Below are 21,096 nucleotides of genomic sequence, written 5' to 3'. Positions count from 1 at the left end.
AATACTGGGATAAAGCCATTTAGAAACATATTAAATTTTATATTATTTCATCCGTCAACTTGACAGGGCCTAGTACATGAAGTTGTTGGAACCTTTTTAGATGATTATTTTAAAATTATTTTTGTACCATGAAGCTCTTTAACGTTTAATTTAGCAGCAATAGTATCAACATTATCAAGTGTAATACCGCCACCTGGAACAATTTTAATGAGACCGTTTGACCAGTCAATAATTTCTTTGAGGTGGGGTAACGTTTCCTCGATAGGCTTATCAAGTGATCCGCCATGCGTTAAAACACGATCGATATCATGCTCTGCTAACCAAGATAGCGCATCAAGTTGTGCATTATTAGGAATTTCATCAAAAGCCATATGGAAAGTGATTTGCATGCCACCACTTGCTGCAATTAAAAACTCCATCGCCTCTATGTCTAAGTTATTATTCGTATCTAAAGCGCCAAATACGACGCCATCTACACCAAGTTGTTGAGCCTGAAATAAATCAGCCTCCATAATTTTTAATTCGGTATCGTTATAAACGAAATTTCCGCCACGGGGACGAATCATTGCCATTACAGGGACTTCATTGTCCTGTGCATAACGCATTGTTTCAGACATAACACCTTTACTGACAGTTGTACCACCGACAGCAAGATTATCGCAAAGTTCAAAACGATTAGCACCAGCGGCAAATTGTTTTGGGATATCAGTAAAATTTTCAACTGCAACTTCTTTAATTAACAAATTTAATTTCTCCTAATTTTCAAAATAAACGCAAACGGATTCTGGAACGGCAATATCTTTTTGAAGTAAAGTTAATTTACCAGAGGTTGAATCACGTTCGAATAAGGTAGCATTATCAGTGTTTTGGTTAGCAACAACCAAAAATTGTTCTGTTTTATTTAAACTGAAATCACGAGGAAAGTCACCTTCAGTTGAAATAAGTTGAATAAGTGTCATTGTGCCATCAACAGCAAGTGAATAACAAGCAATTGAGTTGTTTCCGCGATTAGAGACATACAAAAAGCGGCTATCTTTAGAAATGCGAATAGCAGCAATTCCGTTATGAGCATTCCAATCAGATGGAATTGATGAAAGTGTTTGAATCTCTTTAAATGAACCATCCGTTTGATTGTAGCTAAGTAACGAAACTTCACTTGAGAGCTCTCCAGCTAAGTATGCTAATTTTCCATTTTTATGGAAAACAATATGACGAGAACCGAACCCAGGCTCTGAACGATACTCAGCAATTTGTTTAATAGCACCATTATCTGACACATCAAAAGTTAACACTTGATCAGTTCCAAGGTCACAAACAACTAACCTATTGTCTGGTGTTAAATCAGTGAAATGAATATGAGAGCTTGTTTGTTCTGGTTTTGGACCATGACCTTCATTTGTAACTTCATTAATAAGAGCTAATGAGCCATCAGTTTGAATTTTTGAAATGGAAATAAGACCCTTATGGTAGTTTGAGCTGTAGACTAATTGACGGTTATTATCAACAGCAACGTAAGCAGGCGGAGCGCCTTCAGCTGAAACGTCATTTAAAAATTGGGGATTTTCTGATGCAAGGGTAAAGGCTGATATACCACCTAAATCTGACCTCTTTGAAACGGTATATAAGACACCTTTGTCCGATTTCGTGAGATAAGTTGGATTTTCAACCTTTATATAGGGTGTAGCGTTAGAAACTTTTTTTTCAATTGTATCAAGTTGAGCTCGTTGGATACCAGTACTTGTCTTTTTTGTATATGTACCAAACAAAATAGTCTCTTTCATAGTTACAAATACCTCCTCATGATATTGTCAATATTATATCATATATTTTTGTAAACGTTATTATTTATACTGGGGACTATGCTATAATTATAGGTAACTATAAAGGATAAGGGAGACGATAAAGTATGATTACAGCAAGAATTGAAGAAATTGGAAAAGATGCCATCTCAAAAAAGGAACCTATTGTTATCCTTTTCAATCAGAGTGCAACGGATGATTTAAGACAAGTTTCTGTCATTCAATCATTTGAAGATGATAAAAAAATTATTTCGCCAAAAACAGGTGATGAAATGATTATTAATGAACAAACTTATAAAATTGATTTCGCTGGAGAGTTAGTTTCAAGTAATTTTGAGTCGGTTGGGCATGCTACCTTGTTCTTTATGGAAGTTCCAGAACATCCACAACCAAATGGTATTTATTTAACACCGCATGTATTGCCAACTTTTAAAGTCGGTAATACAATCACGTATAAGTAAAGGAGTAGATTAAAATGCTCCCAAATGAAAAATCGACTTCACAACGATCATGGTTTTGGAAATGGGTTGTTAATAATAAAACAGTTAGCATTTTATCAATTGTTTTGTTAAGTTTGCTAATTATTTTTATGTTAGCACAAGTGGGCTGGTTTTTCGCACCAATTGGAGAGTTATTAAGCATTATTGGCTTCCCAATTGTTTTAGCTGGCGTGCTGTATTATTTAATATCCCCATTGATAGATTTTTGTGAAACGCGCTTTAAATTGAATCGAAGTTTGGTTATTACAGTTGTATTTATAGTAATTTCTGGGTTTTTAGTATGGGGGATTGTCGTTTTGATTCCTGCTGTACAAACACAAACAATTAGTATTATTAAAAATTGGCCGACGTATTGGTCAAATATCACACATCAAACGAATGATTTTATGTCGTCATCTTTATTTGATACTATTAAAACTTCAATTGAAAAAATAAATACAGATATCGTAGGAACAGTATCCAAAAAAGCGAGCTCAGTTATTGGATCAACAGTTGATTCTTTAGGTAGCGTTGTTGGTACTGTAACGACATTTATCATTGGATTAGTAACAGCACCCTTTATCTTATTTTATTTATTAAAAGATGGGCACGATTTACCTGAGTATTTATCAAATTTTTTCCCAGTAAGATATCGCAAATCAATCATTGAATTATTAGATGAAATTAATTTACAAGTCAGTCAATATATCCGAGGTCAGTTAACGGTAGCATTCTTTGTGGCCATATTATTTGTTATTGGTTTTTCAGTAGTTGGTCTTAAGTTTGCTTTAACGTTAGGGATTTTGGCAGGTTTTTTGAATTTAATTCCTTATTTAGGCTCTTTTCTAGCGATGATTCCTGCACTAGTAATTGCTGCTTTCGTGTCACCAATTATGTTGATAAAGGTTATTGTTGTTTTTATTGTTGAACAAACAATTGAAGCAAGATTGATTTCTCCATTGATTCTTGGAAGTAGTTTAGCAATCCATCCCGTTACAATTTTAATTGTTTTATTAGGTTCGGGACGGGTTTTTGGATTAATAGGTGTTATTTTTGGAATCCCAGGATATGCAATTCTAAAAGTTATTGTAACGCGGATTTTTGTATGGTATAAAAAGGATTCTGGTTTGTATGACGAATCAGAGAAAACGAATAAAGATAATCAAAAAAGTTAGACAAATTTTATTTTGTCTAACTTTTTTGATTAAAGCGTATCACCGTTAAAAATTGAATTTTTAACAATTACATAATCGACTTTTTCAAGTGCAGAGAGAGAATTACCACCAGCATAAGAAATTGAAGATTGTAAATCTTGTTGCATTTCAAGTAAAGTTTCATGAATGTCACCTTTAAAAGGAACGAGCATTTTTTTACCTTCAACATTAGTGTGGCTACCTTTTTGATATTCAGAGGCAGAGCCAAAATAACTTTTAAATAGATTACCATCTTTTTCAATTAAATCACCAGGACTTTGTTTGTGACCAGCAAAGAGTGAACCAATCATACACATTGAGGCCCCAAATCTGACTGACTTAGCAATATCACCATGAGTTCTTATACCACCATCAGTGATAATTGGTTTACTTGCTGCTTTAGAACATAATCTAAGAGCGGCTAATTGCCACCCGCCGGTACCGAATCCAGTTTTAATTTTAGTGATGCAAACTTTTCCGGGTCCAATACCAACCTTAGTTGCATCTGCACCAGCATTTTCTAGTTCTCTAACGCCTTCAGGTGTGCCAACATTTCCAGCAATTAGAAATGACTCTGGTAACCATTTTTTAATATGATGAATTAAATCAATGACACTTTGTGCGTGGCCATGCGCCACATCAATTGTTATATATTCTGGAATTAAATCAGCATCGGCAAGCTCTTCAATTAATGCCCATTCATGTGGTTTAACGCCAACACTAATAGAAGCAAACAAACCTTTTGCATGCATTTTTTTGACGAAAGGTAAGCGACTCTCTTCATCGAAACGGTGCATGACATAGAAATAGTCATTTGATGCAAGCCATTCTGCTAACGGTTCATCGATAATTGTCTGCATATTCGCAGGTACAACGGGTAGTTTAAAACGGCGAGGGCCAAATTGAATAGATGTATCGACTTCGGAACGGCTATTTACAATACATTTGTTAGGGACGAGCTGAATATCTTCATAATCAAAAACTGGCATAATATTTCCCCATTTCTTTTAAACACGAACTATTTTTAGTATTTATTAAATTATTATCAGTAACCAACTGATAATTTACGCTATTTAGCGAATTTAGTCAACATATTTTTGAAATAAATCGAAAATTAAATAAGAATACGTGAAGAGATAGACGTCGTGCTATAATTATTTTGGGAGTGATTATTATCGCAAAAAAAGAAAAAGTAAAAAAAACAAATGACGAACGCATTTTAGATCAAAATCATATTGAATTTGAGAGCTATACTTTTGATTTTTTAGGTGGTCGACAAATGGATTCAAGCAAAGAAGCTAAAGAACTAGGAACGGATGAAAGAAGTATTTTAAAAACAATTGTTTTACAGGGAAGTAACGGTGATAGAGATTACGTAGTTGTTTGCCTTCCTATTACTTTTGAAATTGATTTAAAATTAGTAGCACGTGAATTAAATGAAAAACAATTGCATTTAGCAGATAATAAAAATTTAATCAATATTACTGGTTACGTTCATGGCGCAAATACACCAATTGGAATTAATGTTCGAAAAGGATTTCCCATTTATTTTGATGAACGAATTCAAGAGTTCGATAAAATTTGGGTTTCAGCTGGTAAAGTTGGTCGTTCTGTTGGCGTAAAACGTGAAGAACTTGTTGAATTGGTTAAAGGTCATTACATTAACATTGAAAAATAAATAGCTATTGAATGTAAAATAAACGATAAAAAGGAATAAGTGTAAATTGAAAAAAATTGAGAAAAGTGCCGTATTTTTAAAAAATAAAATCGATTTATTTAGATGTCCTGTCTGCTTAAACCCCTACAGTAAAGTTGAAGGCCAGACGATGTTTTGCCCTGAAAATCATCAAATAGATTTATCAAAAAAAGGAACTCTTTTTTTCTTGAATCATGGGGTTAAAAGTGATTATGAATTGGATATGTGGTTAGCAAGGAGACAGTTATTACAAGCAGGCTTGTTTAAACCGATTACGGATAAAATTCTTGAGCAGCTTTCTGATGAAGAAGAAACAATTATGGATGTAGGTTGTGGAGAGGGAACACCACTTCATGATATAGAAGTAACACGCCAAAATGCTAAAGACACTTACGTTGGATTTGATATTTCAAAAGATGCAATCAATTATGCGACACAACAAGAGACAGATGCTTTTTATTGTATTGCTGATTTGGCTAAACTACCATTTAATAATAAGTCATTTTCAACAATTATTGATATTTTTTCGCCTTCTGCTTATACAGAATTTGATCGAGTATTAAAGGATGGCGGGCAGTTATTAAAAATCATTCCAAATTCAAATTACTTAGTTGAATTACGCGAACTTCTATATAACGAAGAGAGTCATAATAGGAGTTATAGTAATGAAAAGGTTTTAAATCTGTTTAAAGAAAATTATCCTGACTCTGAACAAATTACAATTAGTTATCAATTCGATATTCCAGAAGGCTTGTTTCCTGCCTTACTCGAAATGACTCCTTTACATTGGGGAGCTACAACAGATAATCAGGCTAAAGCTAAAAAACAACCTTTAACCAAAATTACGGTTGACGTTACACTATTAAAATATCGTAAAAATAAGTTAGAATCAGTGTTGTAACGAATAAATTGCTGTGGTATTATGAGTATACGAATTCGGTTGTTTAGAGACTGTCGACGATGTTGTCAGCTTCTGGAAATTGATCTTCATTAACGTATCTTTTCGCCGTGCCCACACCGAAATGATGCGTTTTTTTGTTGCCTAAAATAATAACGATTTTTTGAAAGGATGTTAATTTTTGACGAATCATATTGCATTATTTGAACCACTTATGCCTGCTAATACAGGTAATATTGCTAGAACTTGTGCTGGAACGGATACTGAACTACATTTAATTGAGCCCTTAGGATTTTCAACAGACGATAAATATTTAAAACGTGCTGGACTAGACTATTGGGATAAAGTAAAAATTACGTATCATAAAAATTTACAAGATTTTTTAGCATCTATTCCAGATCAGAAACAACTTTTTTTGGTTTCAAAATTTGCACCGCAAACTTATTCACAAGTAGATTATTCTGATGTGAATAAGGACTATTACTTCTTGTTTGGTAAAGAGACAACAGGTCTTCCTGAAAACTTTATGCGCCAAAATGAAGAGAAAGCAATCCGAATTCCACAAGATGATACGCACATTCGTGCCTTAAACTTATCTAATTCAGCTGCTATTGTAATTTATGAAACACTTAGACAACAAGACTTTTTAAATCTAGATAAAACACACACGTATGAAAATGATAAGCTAAAATAAGTAGCTTGAGCATTTTATAGACTAGAAATTCATAAATGGGTTATACTTGCTTCGGGTTAAGAAATAAACCGGTATTTATGATGAACAGTCATTTTATAAAATGGAAGGGTGTGAGCTAACTTGTTTCAAGTAATAACAATGTTTGGATTTGATGAACCATGGTGGTTTTTTGATGATTGGAAAAGTCATATTCAAAAAACAGTTGATTTTGATTCAATGGATGAAGCGATGGCTTTTTTTGAGGAACAATCTAGCGCATTTACCACTGAATTTAGCCATCAAAAAAGTAAACGTCAATTTTTGACAGCATTTTGGAATGAGGAACAAATGGATTATTGTTCAGATTGTGGTGATGATTTACAGTTATATCAAGGGTTACTGTTAGTTAAAGATGGCAAAGAAATTACAGCCAAAAAAGAGAGTTAATAACATAATTGTTATTAACTCTCTTTTTGTGGAAATGACTAGACAATGACACGGAAGGTAATTAAGATATGGTATAATTGAGTATCTATTTTAACAGAAGGAGGAACTGTTTTGGCTCAAAAAAAGAAAAGAAAAAAAAGAACAACAAAAAAAACAGTTCAATACAAATTTTCTAAAAATATAATTGGTGTTATATTTTTATTGTTTGGAATATTTGGTGTGCTAGCACTGGGATATTTGGGTGCTTTATTTGCTAACGTTTTCCGTTTGTTTGTTGGTAATACATATCAATTCGCATTATTAATTCTCGGTGTATATGGAAGTTACTTAATGATTATGGGAAAAGAGCCCAAAGTTAAGAAAAGAATTAATTGGGGATCCGTTATTTTATATGTTGGTGTTTTAGTCTTTCTTGAAGCCTGGTTTGTTGGGCACTCATCGGTGCATAGCCAATTTATTCAATATACATGGCAGACACTTGTTTCCGATTTTCGACAATCTGCAGTTAGTTCAACAGTTGGCGGTGGAATGATAGGGGCAAGCTTATACCAATTATCGTACTTCTTAATTTCACAAGCAGGCACCTATATTGTTAGTGTACTTTTCATCTTAGCCGGATTATTTATTTTTTTTGATCTCTCTTTTTCAGAAGTTATGTATACTGTTCAACGCTATCTAAACGTAATTATTGCTTGGACAAGAGAAGGTTTTCGCCGAATGAAAGTAGCAATAGATAGTTTTAAAGAAGAAAGAAAAGAAAATAAAGCAGAACAAGATGAAGAAGAATTAAAACCTGTAATTGACCATAGAACTGAAGAAAAGGAAATAAAAACTGAACGAGAAGTGACCGTTGATGAACCACCTATCATTACGCAACAAGAACCAGATTCAGAATTAGATTCAGAAGATGATCCTAAGATAATATCAAGTACAGTGGCTGATGATAATGAAGATTACCAATTACCACCAGTTACATTACTTACAAAAATTCCAAAAGAAGACCAAAGTGGCGAATATAAAACAATTGAAAAAAACACAAAAATATTGAAGCAAACATTTGAAAGCTTTGGTGTTGATGTTGAAATTAAAAGTGTGAGTTTAGGACCATCTGTTACTGAATATGAATTACATCCGGCAATTGGTGTTAAAGTTAGTAAAATTGTTAACCTTGCGGATGACTTAGCCTTAGCACTTGCTGCCAAAGATATTCGAATTGAAGCACCAATTCCTGGAAAATCACTTATTGGGATTGAAGTACCAAATTCTAAAGTATCAATGGTTTCATTCAGGGATGTGATTGAATCTCAACAAAAGAATCCAACACCAGATAAAGTTCTCGAAGTTCCTTTAGGTCGCGATGTTTCAGGCCAATTGGTAACAGCAGATTTAACAACGATGCCGCATTTATTGATTGCTGGCTCAACTGGTAGTGGTAAGTCAGTTGCAATTAATGGCATTATCACAAGTTTATTGATGAATACGAAACCAAATCAGGTTAAGTTTATGTTGATTGATCCTAAAAAAGTAGAGTTAGGTGTCTATAATGGTATTCCACATCTATTAACGCCGGTTGTTACAAATCCTAAAAAAGCATCACGAGCTTTACATAAGGTTGTTTCTGAAATGGAGCGACGCTACGAATTGTTTGCAGATGCTAGTCAACGTAATATTTCTGGATATAATCAAATGATTATGCAAGAAAACGCAGATGACGGACAAAAAAGAGCAACGTTACCTTATATTGTTGTCATTGTTGATGAATTGGCAGATTTAATGATGGTAGCCTCGAATGAGGTTGAAGATGCGATTATTCGTTTAGCACAAATGGCTCGAGCAGCTGGAATCCATATGATTTTGGCAACGCAACGTCCATCTGTTGATGTTATCACAGGATTGATTAAAGCTAACGTACCATCACGTATGGCTTTCGCTGTTTCCAGTGGGATTGACTCGAGAACAATTATTGATAGTAATGGTGCTGAAAAGCTTTTAGGTCGTGGGGATATGTTATTCCTACCAATGGGGCTAAATAAACCCATTCGTGTACAAGATGCTTACATTTCAGATAAAGATGTTGAAAGTGTTATTTCGTTTATTAAAAATCAGCAAGAACCACAATACGATGAAACGATGATTGTGACTGATGAAGAAACAGCTAACTCAGGATCAGCGTCTGATTCAGAAGACGAATTATTTGGGGACGCTGTTAAATTAGTGACTCATGAACAATCTTGCAGTGTATCCATGTTACAGAGACGTTTTAGGATTGGCTACAATCGAGCTGCTAGAATTGTTGATGAAATGGAAGCAAAAGGAATCGTTGGACCGCCAGAGGGAAGTAAGCCGCGCAAAGTGTTGATAAATGAAGAAACTGATGGTCCTAATTAGGGCTTTCAGTTTTTTTGTTTAGCCTAAACAGATTACGAAACAATTAAATTTGTGTTTCACTAGTCTTTCAATTATCATGGTAAAAGAACATCCGATTTAAAAGGAGGCACATTTTCGTGCGTAAACAATTAGAAACAGGTGTCAACTTAACTGTTATTGAAAATAGTCAATTTAAAACGAATAGAATCGTTATTAATTTTATAGCACCTTTAACCGGAAAAGAATCTGCAGAACGTATGCTATTAGCTAACTTATTAGAAATTAGTAGTGCAGAATATCCATCTCAACAAAAATTAGCCGAAAAATTATCAGAACTTTATGGTGCAAGTTTTGGTATCACTGTTAGTAAAAAAGGAAACTTTCACTTAATAAGTTTAATTTTAAACGGTGTAAACGATAAATTCTTAGAACATAAAACAGAAAGTTTAAAAAAAATATTTGCTTTTATCAAAGAAATTATTTTCAATCCGAATGTGACTGATGGCCATTTTGACGAAGAAACATTTAAACGCCAAAAGGAAAATTTGATGATGTCTATCAGAAGTATTAGTGATGATAAACAATCGTACGCAGGATTAGAATTACAGAAACTTTACTTTCAAAACGATCAAGCTATTCCTAGCTATGGGACTGTAGAAGATATTGAAAAGATAACTGCAACTAGCTTATTTGATTACTACAAACAAATGCTTACAACTAATCGAGTAGACATTTTCGTCCTTGGTGAATTAGATGAATCAGAAACTGAAACTATTGTTAAAACGTTGCCTTTTAAACCTCGAGATTTTAAAATGATACCTATATTCTATGATCAAGCTATTAAAGAAGTTGTGACTAAAACAGAAACGCAAGCAGTGACTCAGGGTAAATTAAATCTGGCATATCAGTTACCAGTTTATTACAGAGAAAATGGGTACTATGCGGGTCTTATTTTCAATGGCGTTTTTGGCGGTTCACCACTAGCTAAGTTATTTGTAAATGTTCGTGAGAAAGCTAGTTTGGCTTATTATGCAAGTAGCTCGTTAGATACATTTAGAGGTATTTTAACTGTACAAACAGGCATTGAACCACAAAATAAAGATAAAGTTATCGAAATTGTTCAACAACAATTAGATGATATTATCGCAGGTGACATTAGTGATGAACTATTAAATAAAACAAAAATGACAATGATTAACCAATATCAAAGTAGTCTTGACTCACAAATGGCGTTAATTAATCAATCGATGATTGATCAATTAACAAGCACAGAAGTTAGTGCAACAGAGTGGATAGACGGCATTAATAGCGTGGATAAAGCTGCCGTTCAAGCTATCGCTCGTAATGTTAAATTACAAGCAATCTTCTTTTTGAATGGGGAAATTAATTAATGAAAACATTAGAATACCCGCAGTTTGACGAAATATTATATACAGAAACTTTGGAAAATGGCTTGAAAGTAAATATATTACCTCGTAAAGGTTTTCATAAAACTTATGGTATATTCACAACAAATTATGGCTCAGTTGATAGTGTATTTGTACCAATTGGTGAAGAAGATGTTGTTCATGTACCGGATGGTATCGCCCATTTTTTAGAACATAAAATGTTTGAAAAAGCAGATCATGATGCGTTTGATTTATTTGGAGAATATGGTGCTAGTGCAAATGCTTTCACAAGCTTTACACGAACGAGCTACTTATTTTCAAGCTCTAATCATGTTCCTGAAAACATTGAAACATTACTAGATTTTGTGCAAGATCCGTATTTTACACCTGAAACAGTTGAAAAAGAAAAGGGAATTATTGGACAGGAAATTCAAATGTATGACGACGATCCTAATTGGCGTTTATACTTTGGTATTTTAGGTAACCTTTACCCAAATCACCCGGTTAGCAGTGATATCGCTGGAACAATTGAATCAATCGATAAAATTACGGCAGATGATTTATATAAGTGCTATGAAACATTTTATCATCCAAGTAATATGAATTTATTTATTGTAGGAAATGTTGATCCAGAAGAAACTTTAGATTTAATTAAAAATAATCAAAATCATAAAAAGTTTCCAGAAGCAGCAGAAACAATTAAACGATTAATTCCAGAAACTCAAGTAGACGGTTCAGACATCATGCCATATCGTGCAACTGAGATGGCCATTCAACGTGCTAAAACAATTGTTGGTATAAAAGGATTAGATAATGTTCCAGAAGGCCGTAACGGCTTGAAATACAAAGAGACAATCCATATGCTTCTTTATCTTTTGTTTGGTGACACGGCCCCTCAATATATGAAATTATATGATGAAGGGACGTTAGATGATTCCTTTGGCTATGAATTTGAAATTGAACGTGGCTTCCATTTTGCAAGTATTAGTGGTGATACTGATGACCCTCAAAAGTTATCGGATGCCATTATTCATATTTTAGAGAATGCGTCAGAGTACCTTTCAGGGGCTGAGGCCCAGTTTGAATTGGCTAAACGTGAAATGTTAGGTCAATCCATTCAATCGATGAACTCACTTGAGAGCATTGCAAATCAGTATGATGGTGATTTGTTTGATGATGCCACTGTTTTTGATAGGGCACCAATTATTGAAAATATGACATTAGATCAAGTTCGCCAAGGAGCTAAAGATTTTATTCGTTCTGAAGCAATTAGTGTCTACCAAATTATGGCTAAAGAGGATGATTAAATGAGTTGGGCAGTTATCTTTGGAGCGTCTGGTGATATTGGTCAAATGATTGCAAGACAATTGGCAGATATTGGTTGGTCGCTAACAATGCATTATTATCAAAATGATGAAGCAATTATGGGATTAACACAAGAGTTGAGGGGAAAATATCCAAAACAAGATTTTTTGCCGTTACAATTTGATATGACAGCGACTAATGTTGATCCAGTGATATCCCAACTATTTGCCGTAGATGCTGTAATATTTGCTGAAGGAACAACTTCTTACCATTTATTCAATGAAGCCCCAATGTCTGATTTAGATAAAATGATGAAGATGCAAGTTCAAACACCATTGGCATTAATTCAGAAATTGGAACCAAAGTTAGCCCAAAATCATTTTGGCCGAATTATATTTATTGGGTCAATTTATGGAGGCGTTGGTAGCCCAATGGAAGTACTGTACAGTACTGTAAAAGGTGCGTTATCGTCCTTTGCCAATGCTTATAGTAAAGAAGTTGCCTCGTTAGGTATTACGGTTAACGTGGTGGCACCAGGCGCAGTTGATACAAAAATGAATCAACAATTTTCGAAAGATGCAAAGAAAGATATCTCAAGTGAAATTCCAATGGGACGTTTCGCACATCCCGAAGAAATTGGATTTTGGGTAAAACAATTATTAGCCAAAGAGGCAGGGTACCTCACCGGTCAAACGATTTATGTTTCAGGCGGATGGTTGAAATAAAATAATAAAATTTTAACAAATTGGACATGACGATTATGTTATACTGATTGTTAGAAGATTAACTATTAAACTAAGTGGAGAATTAGACATGAGTGAAATTGGAAAAACATTACAAGAAGCGAGAATAAATAAAGGATATACGTTAGATGATTTACAACAAATGACGAAAATTCAAAAACGTTATTTGATTGCAATTGAAGATGAAAAATTTTCTGATTTACCAGGAGATTTTTACGTTCGAGCATTTGTTAAACAATATGCAGAGACGGTTGATTTGGATGGGGATAAATTATTAAAAGAATTCAATGAAACACTTCCAGATACACAAGAAACAGTCGTTGCAAAGGAACAAGTATCACGTTCTGAAAAGTCTGCTAAACTACCAAAAGACGGTAATTTTGATAAGTTTATGTCGTACTTGCCAACAATTATTATTGTTGTGATTGTCTTAGGGATTTTGGGTACAATTTATGGTGTGACATTGAATAGTAAAGATACAGATACTCAAATTGAAAGTTCAAGTTCTAAAGTATCTGTTTCAACTGACTCAAAAACTAAAACTTCTAGTTCTGAATCAGTAAAGGCTAGTTCTTCATCTGATAAGAAAACGCAAAAATTAACATATGTTTCAGATGCGGGAACAAACACTGTTTACACAATGGAAAATGCACCAACAACTTCTAAAGTTAAATTAGTAGCTTCTGGTAGTGCTGCTTGGAGCTCAATTACGGCTGATGGCACACAACTATGGCAAGCAACACTTGTCTCAGATGCAACGGATACTGTTACAATCCCAGCCGGTACAAAGTCATTTGTCTTTAGCTTTGGTAATGCACCAGCTATGAGTATCACGATTAACGGTAAAAAATTTAATTTTATGAAAACAAATGCAACTCTACAAGTTAGAACAGTTACTGTAAATATTAAATAAGCCAGAATTGTCAACAACGGATACTATGTTGTTGGCAATTTTTGAAAAAGGGGATCATTATGAATTTACCAAATAAATTAACGGTTGTGCGGATTATTTTAATTCCAATCTTCATGCTTGTATTGTTATTACCAATTGATTGGGGAATGGTTACTTGGGTTGGTACACAGATTCAGGTGACACATCTAATTGGTGCAATTATTTTTGCAGCTGCCTCATTAACAGATTTTTTAGATGGTCAAATTGCACGTCGCCAACATTTAGTTTCTAATTTTGGCAAATTTGCAGACCCATTGGCAGATAAAATGCTTGTAATGACTGCATTTGTTATCCTTGTTTCATTTAACCAAGTACCTGCATGGGTAGCTGCAATTATTGTTTGTCGCGAACTTGCGGTAACAGGATTACGATTGATTATTGTTGAAAATGATGGGGAAGTTATGGCTGCAGCTATGCCAGGCAAAATTAAGACAACAACCCAAATGATAGCTATTATTTTATTGTTTTTAAATAATGTGTTATTTGCAGCAATTAATGTACCTATGGCTGCCATTTTTCTTTATATTTGTTTATTCTTTACTGTTTATTCAGGTATTGATTACTTTGTTCAAAATAGAGCTATTTTCTCAGATTCATTTGAAAAATAAAAATATTTAGACTAAAACATTTAACCGTTTTAGTCTTTTTTAATTAAATTAGGAGGCAACATCATGCATGCAGAAATAATTGCGGTTGGTACAGAAATATTATTAGGACAAATTGTAAATACGAACAGTGCTTTCTTAGCTGAAAAATTAGCTGATTTAGGTGTAAATGTATTTTATCAGACAGTTGTAGGGGATAATGAAGAACGAATGTTAGAGGCAATTGAACTGGCTTCAAAACGAAATGATTTGGTTATCCTTTCTGGTGGCTTAGGACCAACAGAAGACGATTTAACGAAGCAGATGGTCGCCAAATTTTTAAATGAGAAGTTAGTTGAAAATAAGGACGCCATGTTAAAAATAGAAGATCATTTTACACAAACGGGTCGTCAAATGACTGAAAACAACAAATTACAAGCTTTGTATATAGAAGGATCAAAACCAATTAAAAATCATGCTGGAATGGCTGTTGGTGATTTTTACAAAGGTGATTCGTGTGATTTCTTATTATTACCTGGACCACCTAAGGAATTGAAAACAATGTTTAATAAGGAAGTTGAACAGCTATTAAAAGAAGAATATAACTTAAATAGTCATCTTGAATCAAAAGTTTTACGTTTTTATGGCATTGGTGAATCTAAATTGGTGACTGAATTAAAAGAGATAATTGATTCACAAACTAATCCTACTATTGCACCATACGCCAAGACAAATGAGGTCACTTTGCGAATTACGGCAAGTCCTACAGACAAAAAATCAGCTGTAGAATTAATTAACGAAATGGAGATTTATGTACTTTCCAAAGTTGGTGATTATTTCTATGGCTATGGGGATGACAATTCGTTACAAAATATTGTTGTAACTAAATTAATTGAAAAAAACTTATCTATTTCTGCAGCCGAAAGTTTAACAGCTGGATTATTTCAAAGTACATTAGCAGAAATACCAGGTGTCTCAAAAATTTATGATGGTGGATTTATAACATATGCTAATACAGCCAAATCTGATATTTTAGGTATTTCGACTGAAGATATTAAAAAATATGGTGTTGTTAGTGAAGAAACCGCTAAACAAATGGCCCAACAAACACAAAATAAAATGAAAACAAATATTGCTATTTCATTTACTGGTGTTGCAGGTCCAGATGAGCTTGAAAATCAGAAAGCTGGAACGGTTTGGATTGGATTAGCAATTAAAAATAGTCCCGTTATTGCAAAACAATTTCATTTTGCTGGAAATAGAGAAACAATTAGACAAAGAAGTGTTCTAAGTGGACTTAAATGGATATTTGATGAAATTAATGAGTAAATAATTAAATTTGGCAATGGATTGTTGTTGACAGCGGGGGGCAATTAACCGTAAAATACTAAAGTGTATATGAACAAAATAAAAAACATCTAAAAATTTATGATTAGTTAAATTAATCATTATTTGATGATGCGGAGGTGGACTTTTATGGGATCTATAACAACCGTATTAATCCTCGCTATCATCGCTATTATTGCTTTAGTTGTTGGAATTTTTATTGGAATTGCATATAGAAAGTCAAATTTCGAAAAAACACTTGATGTCGCAACGCATACGGCTGAAGGTATTTTAAAAAGTGCAAAGAAAGATGCTGAGACTCAGAAAAAAGAGGCTGTTTTAGAGGCTAAAGAAGAAAGTCAAAGTTATCGTGATAAAATAGACAATGAGTTAAAGGAACGACGTTCAGAAATTCAAAAGCAAGAAAATCGAGTAATTCAACGTGAAGAAACTTTAGATCGTAAAGATGGCGCACTAGATAAACGAGAACAAACGCTTGAGAACAAAGAGAAAAAAGTAACGTCTGACCAAAAACTTGTTGACACAAAACAACAAGAAGCTACTTCACTGATTCAGGAACAACAAGAAGAACTTGAAAGAGTTGCTTCTCTAACACAAACACAAGCACAGACTATTATTATGGACGATACGAAAGAATCATTAAGTCATGAACGAGCTGTTATGATTAAGGAAAGTGATAAGCAAGCTAAATCAGAAGCTGATCGTAATGCTAAAGATTTAGTTGCTCAAGCTATTCAAAGAAGTGCAGCTGACATGGTATCTGAAACAACTGTTTCATTAGTTACCTTGCCAAATGATGAAATGAAAGGCCGTATTATTGGCCGCGAAGGACGTAACATTCGAACATTAGAGACCTTAACAGGGATTGATTTAATTATCGATGATACGCCAGAAGCAGTCGTTTTAAGTGGGTTTGATCCAATTCGTCGTGAAATTGCCAAAATGACTCTTGAAAAATTAATTCAAGATGGTCGGATTCATCCGGCACGAATCGAAGAAATGGTTGAAAAATCACGTAAAGAAATGGATGAAAAAATTCGTGAATTAGGTGAACAAACAACCTTTGATCTCGGACTTCATACAATTCATCCTGATTTAATTAAAACAATTGGTCGATTAAATTATCGTACAAGTTATGGTCAGAATGTGTTAAGCCATTCTATTGAAGTTGCCAAAATAGCAGGTGTGTTAGCCGCTGAATTGGGTGAAGATGTTACATTAGCAAAACGCGCAGGATTGTTACATGATATTGGTAAAGCAGTTGATCATGAAGTTGATGGTTCACATGTGGAAATTGGCCTTGAATTAGCTAAGAAGTATAAAGAAAATGATGTTGTCATCAACACTATAGCTTCACATCATGGTGATGTTGAAGCTAAATATACTATTGCTATTCTTGTTGCAGCGGCAGATGCTGTTTCAGCTGCAAGACCAGGCGCACGAAGTGAATCGTTAGAAAATTATATTCATAGACTTGAAAAACTTGAAGATATTACACATGAATTTAAAGGTGTACAGAAAAGTTATGCAATTCAAGCTGGTCGTGAAGTACGTGTTATTGTCACGCCAAATGAAGTTAATGATATTCAAGCAACTGTCTTAGCTCGAGATATTAAAAACAGAATTGAAGATGAACTCGAATACCCAGGACATATTAAAGTGACTGTCGTTCGAGAAACAAGAGCAATTGAGTATGCTAAATAAAAAAATGATGATTTAAGATTAATTTCTTAAATCATCATTTTTTGTCTATTAAAAAGAAAAAATGTTAAACTAGTTTTATATATAAGAAAAGAGGACAACCATGCGTTTATTATTTGTCGGAGATGTCGTTGGCGATTCAGGTCAACAAATGATTAAAGAGTATTTACCAAAATTAAAAAGAAAATTTCATCCACAGGCTACCATTGTAAATGGTGAAAATGCAACGAAGGGTAGAGGTATTAATGAATCTGTCTATAAAGCATTCCTTCAAACAGGTGCTGATGTTGTAACCATGGGTAACCATACTTGGGATAATAGAGATATTCAAGATTTTATTGGTGGTGCAAAAAAATTAATTAGACCAGCTAACTTCTCAGCAAACCAAGTACCTGGGATTGGACATACAATTATTAATATTAATCAGCAAAAATTAGCTGTGATTGATTTGCAAGGACGTGTTTTTATGTCTCCTTCAGATGATCCGTTTGCAGTTGTTCAAGATATTTTAGAAGAAGTCAAAAAAGAGACTGATTTCATTTTTATTGATTTTCATGCTGAAACAACGAGTGAAAAAGAAGCTATAGCATGGTTCTTAGATGGTCAAGTATCTGCGGTAGTAGGTACGCATACACATGTGCCTACTAATGATGCGCGTATTTTACCTAAAGGAACTGCCTTTATGTCAGATGTTGGTATGACAGGACCATACGATGGTATCTTAGGAATGAAACGTGAAAATGTAATTGGTCGCTTTTTATCGCAAATGCCAACACGATTTGAAGTGGATGAAACAGGTCGTAAAACGTTATCTGCTTGTGTGATAGATATTGATGACAAAACGGGACATGCTAAAAAGATATTCCCTGTATTAATTAATGATGACCATCCTTTTATGGATTAATTTAGAGATAGGAGGGCATCTCGACTATGCCGCAAAAAACAAAACTAACGCCAATGATGATACAATATTTTGACATTAAAGCACAGTATCCTGATGCTTTTTTGTTTTATCGTCTTGGTGATTTTTATGAACTATTTTATGATGATGCTGTTAAAGGGTCGCAATTACTCGAATTAACGTTAACAACACGTAATAAAAAAGCTGATGATCCTATTCCAATGTGTGGCGTACCGCATCATGCTGCTCAAAATTATATCGATATTTTAGTTGAAAAAGGATACAAAGTCGCAATATGTGAACAAGTTGAAGATCCTAAATTAGCTCAAGGTATGGTTAAACGTGAAGTTATTCAGCTAGTAACACCAGGAACAACGATGGATAACGGTGCGAAGGAGTCTAAAGAAAATAATTATTTAACAGCTATTATAGAAGACAACAATAGTTTTGGATTTGCTTATGTTGATTTATCAACAGGTGAATTAAAAACGAGTCGCTTAGATAATTTAGATAATTTAATTAATGAAATAATGAGTTTGAGAACTAAAGAAATTGTGATTAATGATAGTTTGTCTGATGAAACAATCGAAACATTAGAAAAATTAAATATTATGCTTTCTAAACAAGAAATTGTTGAAAATCATGCTGAATCAAGTTATGCGATTCAAGATTTAACAGATTCACTAGAAATCTCGGTTGTAACTGACTTGTTAACGTATCTTTCAGTTACGCAAAAACGAAGTTTAGATCATTTACAAAAAGCAGTTCATTATGAGCCTGATTTTTTCTTGAAAATGGATCATTATTCAAAATATAATTTAGAATTAATGCAAAATATTCGAACGGGCAAGAAGCAAGGTACTTTATTGTGGTTATTAGATGACACAAAAACAGCTATGGGTGGTCGTTTACTTAAACAGTGGATTGATAGACCGCTTATTAACTATGCTGAAATTTTAGACCGTCAAAATAAGGTTGATTTATTGATTAACCATTATTTTGAAAGAAGTACGTTACAAGAAGAGTTAGTTAAAGTTTATGATTTAGAAAGATTGGCAGGACGTGTCGCTTTTGGTAGCGTAAATGGGCGAGATTTAGTTCAACTTAAATTATCGCTTAAACAAGTTCCTAAAATTAAATATGTTTTAGACGAAATTGACGATGGTACTTTTTCTGATGTTATCAATAAATTAGATCCAGTCGATGATATTTCTAATTTAATAGAACGTGCCATTGTTGATGAACCACCTTTATCAGTGACTGATGGTCACCTATTTAAACCGGGGTATAATGATAAATTAGATATTTATCAAGATGCAATGAAAAATGGTAAACAATGGTTAGCTGAAATGGAAGCCAAAGAAAGAAATCTAACGGGGATTAAAAATCTTAAAATTGGATTTAACCGTGTTTTTGGTTATTTTATCGAAGTGACAAAATCTAATATTATTAATGTTCCAAAAGACCGTTATGAACGAAAACAGACGTTGACTAATGCTGAACGTTATATCACACCTGAACTGAAAGAACGTGAAAGTATTATTTTAGGTGCTGAGAGTAAAGCGATGGATTTAGAATATAAATTGTTTGTCGAAATTAGAGATATTGTTAAAAAATCAATTGAACGATTACAGATATTAGCTCAAGGAATTGCCACGTTAGACGTCTTACAAAGTTTCGCGGTTGTTAGTGAAGACTCACATTTTGTAAAACCACAATTATTAAAAGAAGGTCATCAATTGGATATCACAGCTGGTTGGCATCCTGTAGTTGAAAAAGTGATGGGAAAACAAAGCTATATACCAAATGATGTTAGAATGCCTGAAACACTTGATATTTTATTGATTACAGGACCTAATATGTCAGGTAAAAGTACGTATATGCGTCAATTAGCATTAACGGTTGTGATGGCTCAAATCGGTTGTTTCGTACCTGCAGAGGCGGCTAAAATGCCAATATTTGACCAAATATTTACTCGGATTGGTGCAGCAGATGATTTAATTTCAGGTCAAAGTACGTTTATGGTTGAAATGAAAGAAGCTAATCAAGCCTTAGAAAATGCGACTGAGAATAGTTTAATCTTATTTGATGAACTTGGTAGGGGAACGGCAACTTATGATGGTATGGCACTCGCACAAGCGATTATCGAGTATGTGGATAAACATGTACATGCCAAAACACTTTTTTCGACACATTATCACGAATTAACGATACTTGAAGAAACCGTTAGTTCTTTAAAAAATGTCCATGTAGGTGCTATTGAAGAAAATGGTGAATTAATTTTCTTACATAAAATTCAAGAAGGACCTGCAGATAAATCTTATGGGATTCATGTTGCTAAATTGGCGGGAATGCCAGCAGAATTGTTAAGCCGTGCAACATTAATTTTAGATGATTTAGAGCTAAAAAATAAACAATCAGATAGTAAAAAAGAATTACCAACAACCATCAATGAAGATGATACGCAGTTATCTTTATTTGTTAACGAAAACTTGTCAAAGGACCAGTTAGCAGTTGTGGATGAACTTAAAGCACTTAACTTGATGAACATGACGCCAAGAGATATTATGAACGTCTTATATGACTGGCAAGAAAAATTGAACGGATAGAACTGAAGGTGAAT

General features: G+C 33.8%; 19 protein-coding genes. 16 read left to right on the top strand and 3 right to left on the bottom strand.

All coding sequences use genetic code 11. The annotated features are described in order from the left end of the window. Window positions 1–104: 104 nt before the first annotated feature. Both AC1RP1_RS06720 and AC1RP1_RS06715 read right to left on the bottom strand, forming a co-directional pair. Window positions 105–743: a copper homeostasis protein CutC gene (locus AC1RP1_RS06720; RefSeq protein ID WP_481761860.1), complete on the bottom strand. Its 639-nt coding sequence runs from the start codon at window positions 741–743 to the stop codon at window positions 105–107. Window positions 744–755: 12 nt separating this feature from the next. After that, a complete protein-coding gene (locus AC1RP1_RS06715) occupies window positions 756–1,781 on the bottom strand; it encodes a lactonase family protein (protein WP_481761859.1) in 1,026 nt (341 codons plus the stop codon). A 125-nt stretch (window positions 1,782–1,906) separates the two neighbouring features. Between AC1RP1_RS06715 and AC1RP1_RS06710 the strand changes: the two genes are divergently transcribed. Continuing rightward, entirely contained in the window at window positions 1,907–2,260 is a 354-nt protein-coding gene (locus AC1RP1_RS06710) for a PTS glucitol/sorbitol transporter subunit IIA (protein WP_409021462.1), read from the top strand. Between the two features lie 14 nt (window positions 2,261–2,274). After that, window positions 2,275–3,453, top strand: coding sequence for an AI-2E family transporter (locus tag AC1RP1_RS06705; protein WP_481761858.1), 1,179 nt, complete (start codon window positions 2,275–2,277; stop codon window positions 3,451–3,453). A gap of 29 nt (window positions 3,454–3,482) precedes the next feature. On the opposite strand, the gene guaC is transcribed toward AC1RP1_RS06705, so the two are convergent. Further along, complete coding sequence (gene guaC, locus AC1RP1_RS06700; protein WP_481761857.1) at window positions 3,483–4,460, bottom strand: GMP reductase; 978 nt, start codon at window positions 4,458–4,460, stop codon at window positions 3,483–3,485. 185 nt (window positions 4,461–4,645) lie between these two features. Between guaC and AC1RP1_RS06695 the strand changes: the two genes are divergently transcribed. The 14 genes from AC1RP1_RS06695 to mutS all read left to right on the top strand — a co-directional run bounded on the left by AC1RP1_RS06695 (window position 4,646) and on the right by mutS (window position 21,082). Then, a complete protein-coding gene (locus tag AC1RP1_RS06695; RefSeq protein ID WP_481761863.1) occupies window positions 4,646–5,149 on the top strand; it encodes a YbaK/EbsC family protein in 504 nt (167 codons plus the stop codon). Between the two features lie 46 nt (window positions 5,150–5,195). Next, a complete protein-coding gene (locus tag AC1RP1_RS06690) occupies window positions 5,196–6,068 on the top strand; it encodes a methyltransferase domain-containing protein (RefSeq protein WP_481761856.1) in 873 nt (290 codons plus the stop codon). A 178-nt stretch (window positions 6,069–6,246) separates the two neighbouring features. Then, window positions 6,247–6,759 (top strand): tRNA (uridine(34)/cytosine(34)/5-carboxymethylaminomethyluridine(34)-2'-O)-methyltransferase TrmL, encoded by a 513-nt coding sequence (gene trmL / locus AC1RP1_RS06685; protein WP_409021458.1) that lies wholly within the window; start codon window positions 6,247–6,249, stop codon window positions 6,757–6,759. Between the two features lie 120 nt (window positions 6,760–6,879). Continuing rightward, the gene (locus tag AC1RP1_RS06680) at window positions 6,880–7,185 is read left to right on the top strand and encodes a DUF1033 family protein (protein WP_481761855.1); all 306 of its coding nucleotides are present in this window, start codon (window positions 6,880–6,882) and stop codon (window positions 7,183–7,185) included. A 111-nt stretch (window positions 7,186–7,296) separates the two neighbouring features. After that, on the top strand, window positions 7,297–9,573 hold the full coding sequence (locus AC1RP1_RS06675) for an FtsK/SpoIIIE family DNA translocase (RefSeq protein WP_481761854.1): 2,277 nt from the start codon (window positions 7,297–7,299) through the stop codon (window positions 9,571–9,573). 116 nt (window positions 9,574–9,689) lie between these two features. Continuing rightward, window positions 9,690–10,943: an EF-P 5-aminopentanol modification-associated protein YfmF gene (gene yfmF / locus AC1RP1_RS06670; protein WP_481761853.1), complete on the top strand. Its 1,254-nt coding sequence runs from the start codon at window positions 9,690–9,692 to the stop codon at window positions 10,941–10,943. Beyond that, window positions 10,943–12,247 (top strand): EF-P 5-aminopentanol modification-associated protein YfmH, encoded by a 1,305-nt coding sequence (gene yfmH / locus AC1RP1_RS06665; protein ID WP_481761852.1) that lies wholly within the window; start codon window positions 10,943–10,945, stop codon window positions 12,245–12,247. The genes yfmF and yfmH overlap by 1 nt, the downstream gene beginning before the upstream one ends. Continuing rightward, window positions 12,248–12,970, top strand: coding sequence for an elongation factor P 5-aminopentanone reductase (gene ymfI, locus AC1RP1_RS06660; RefSeq protein WP_481761851.1), 723 nt, complete (start codon window positions 12,248–12,250; stop codon window positions 12,968–12,970). It begins immediately after the preceding gene. A gap of 88 nt (window positions 12,971–13,058) precedes the next feature. Further along, window positions 13,059–13,901: a helix-turn-helix domain-containing protein gene (locus AC1RP1_RS06655; protein WP_481761850.1), complete on the top strand. Its 843-nt coding sequence runs from the start codon at window positions 13,059–13,061 to the stop codon at window positions 13,899–13,901. 59 nt (window positions 13,902–13,960) lie between these two features. Beyond that, a complete protein-coding gene (gene pgsA / locus AC1RP1_RS06650) occupies window positions 13,961–14,548 on the top strand; it encodes a CDP-diacylglycerol--glycerol-3-phosphate 3-phosphatidyltransferase (protein ID WP_481761849.1) in 588 nt (195 codons plus the stop codon). Between the two features lie 63 nt (window positions 14,549–14,611). Beyond that, window positions 14,612–15,853: a competence/damage-inducible protein A gene (locus tag AC1RP1_RS06645; RefSeq protein ID WP_481761848.1), complete on the top strand. Its 1,242-nt coding sequence runs from the start codon at window positions 14,612–14,614 to the stop codon at window positions 15,851–15,853. 147 nt (window positions 15,854–16,000) lie between these two features. After that, the gene (gene rny / locus AC1RP1_RS06640) at window positions 16,001–17,575 is read left to right on the top strand and encodes a ribonuclease Y (protein ID WP_481761847.1); all 1,575 of its coding nucleotides are present in this window, start codon (window positions 16,001–16,003) and stop codon (window positions 17,573–17,575) included. A 100-nt stretch (window positions 17,576–17,675) separates the two neighbouring features. Next, on the top strand, window positions 17,676–18,476 hold the full coding sequence (locus tag AC1RP1_RS06635; protein WP_409021448.1) for a TIGR00282 family metallophosphoesterase: 801 nt from the start codon (window positions 17,676–17,678) through the stop codon (window positions 18,474–18,476). Window positions 18,477–18,502: 26 nt separating this feature from the next. Further along, on the top strand, window positions 18,503–21,082 hold the full coding sequence (mutS, locus tag AC1RP1_RS06630) for a DNA mismatch repair protein MutS (protein ID WP_481761846.1): 2,580 nt from the start codon (window positions 18,503–18,505) through the stop codon (window positions 21,080–21,082). Window positions 21,083–21,096: the final 14 nt, after the last annotated feature.

It is taken from the genome of Dellaglioa sp. CoH-56-MRSF-13 (assembly GCF_056782095.1).
Note: the sequence above shows the minus strand (reverse complement) of the source record. Positions and strands in the feature narration are given on the sequence as shown.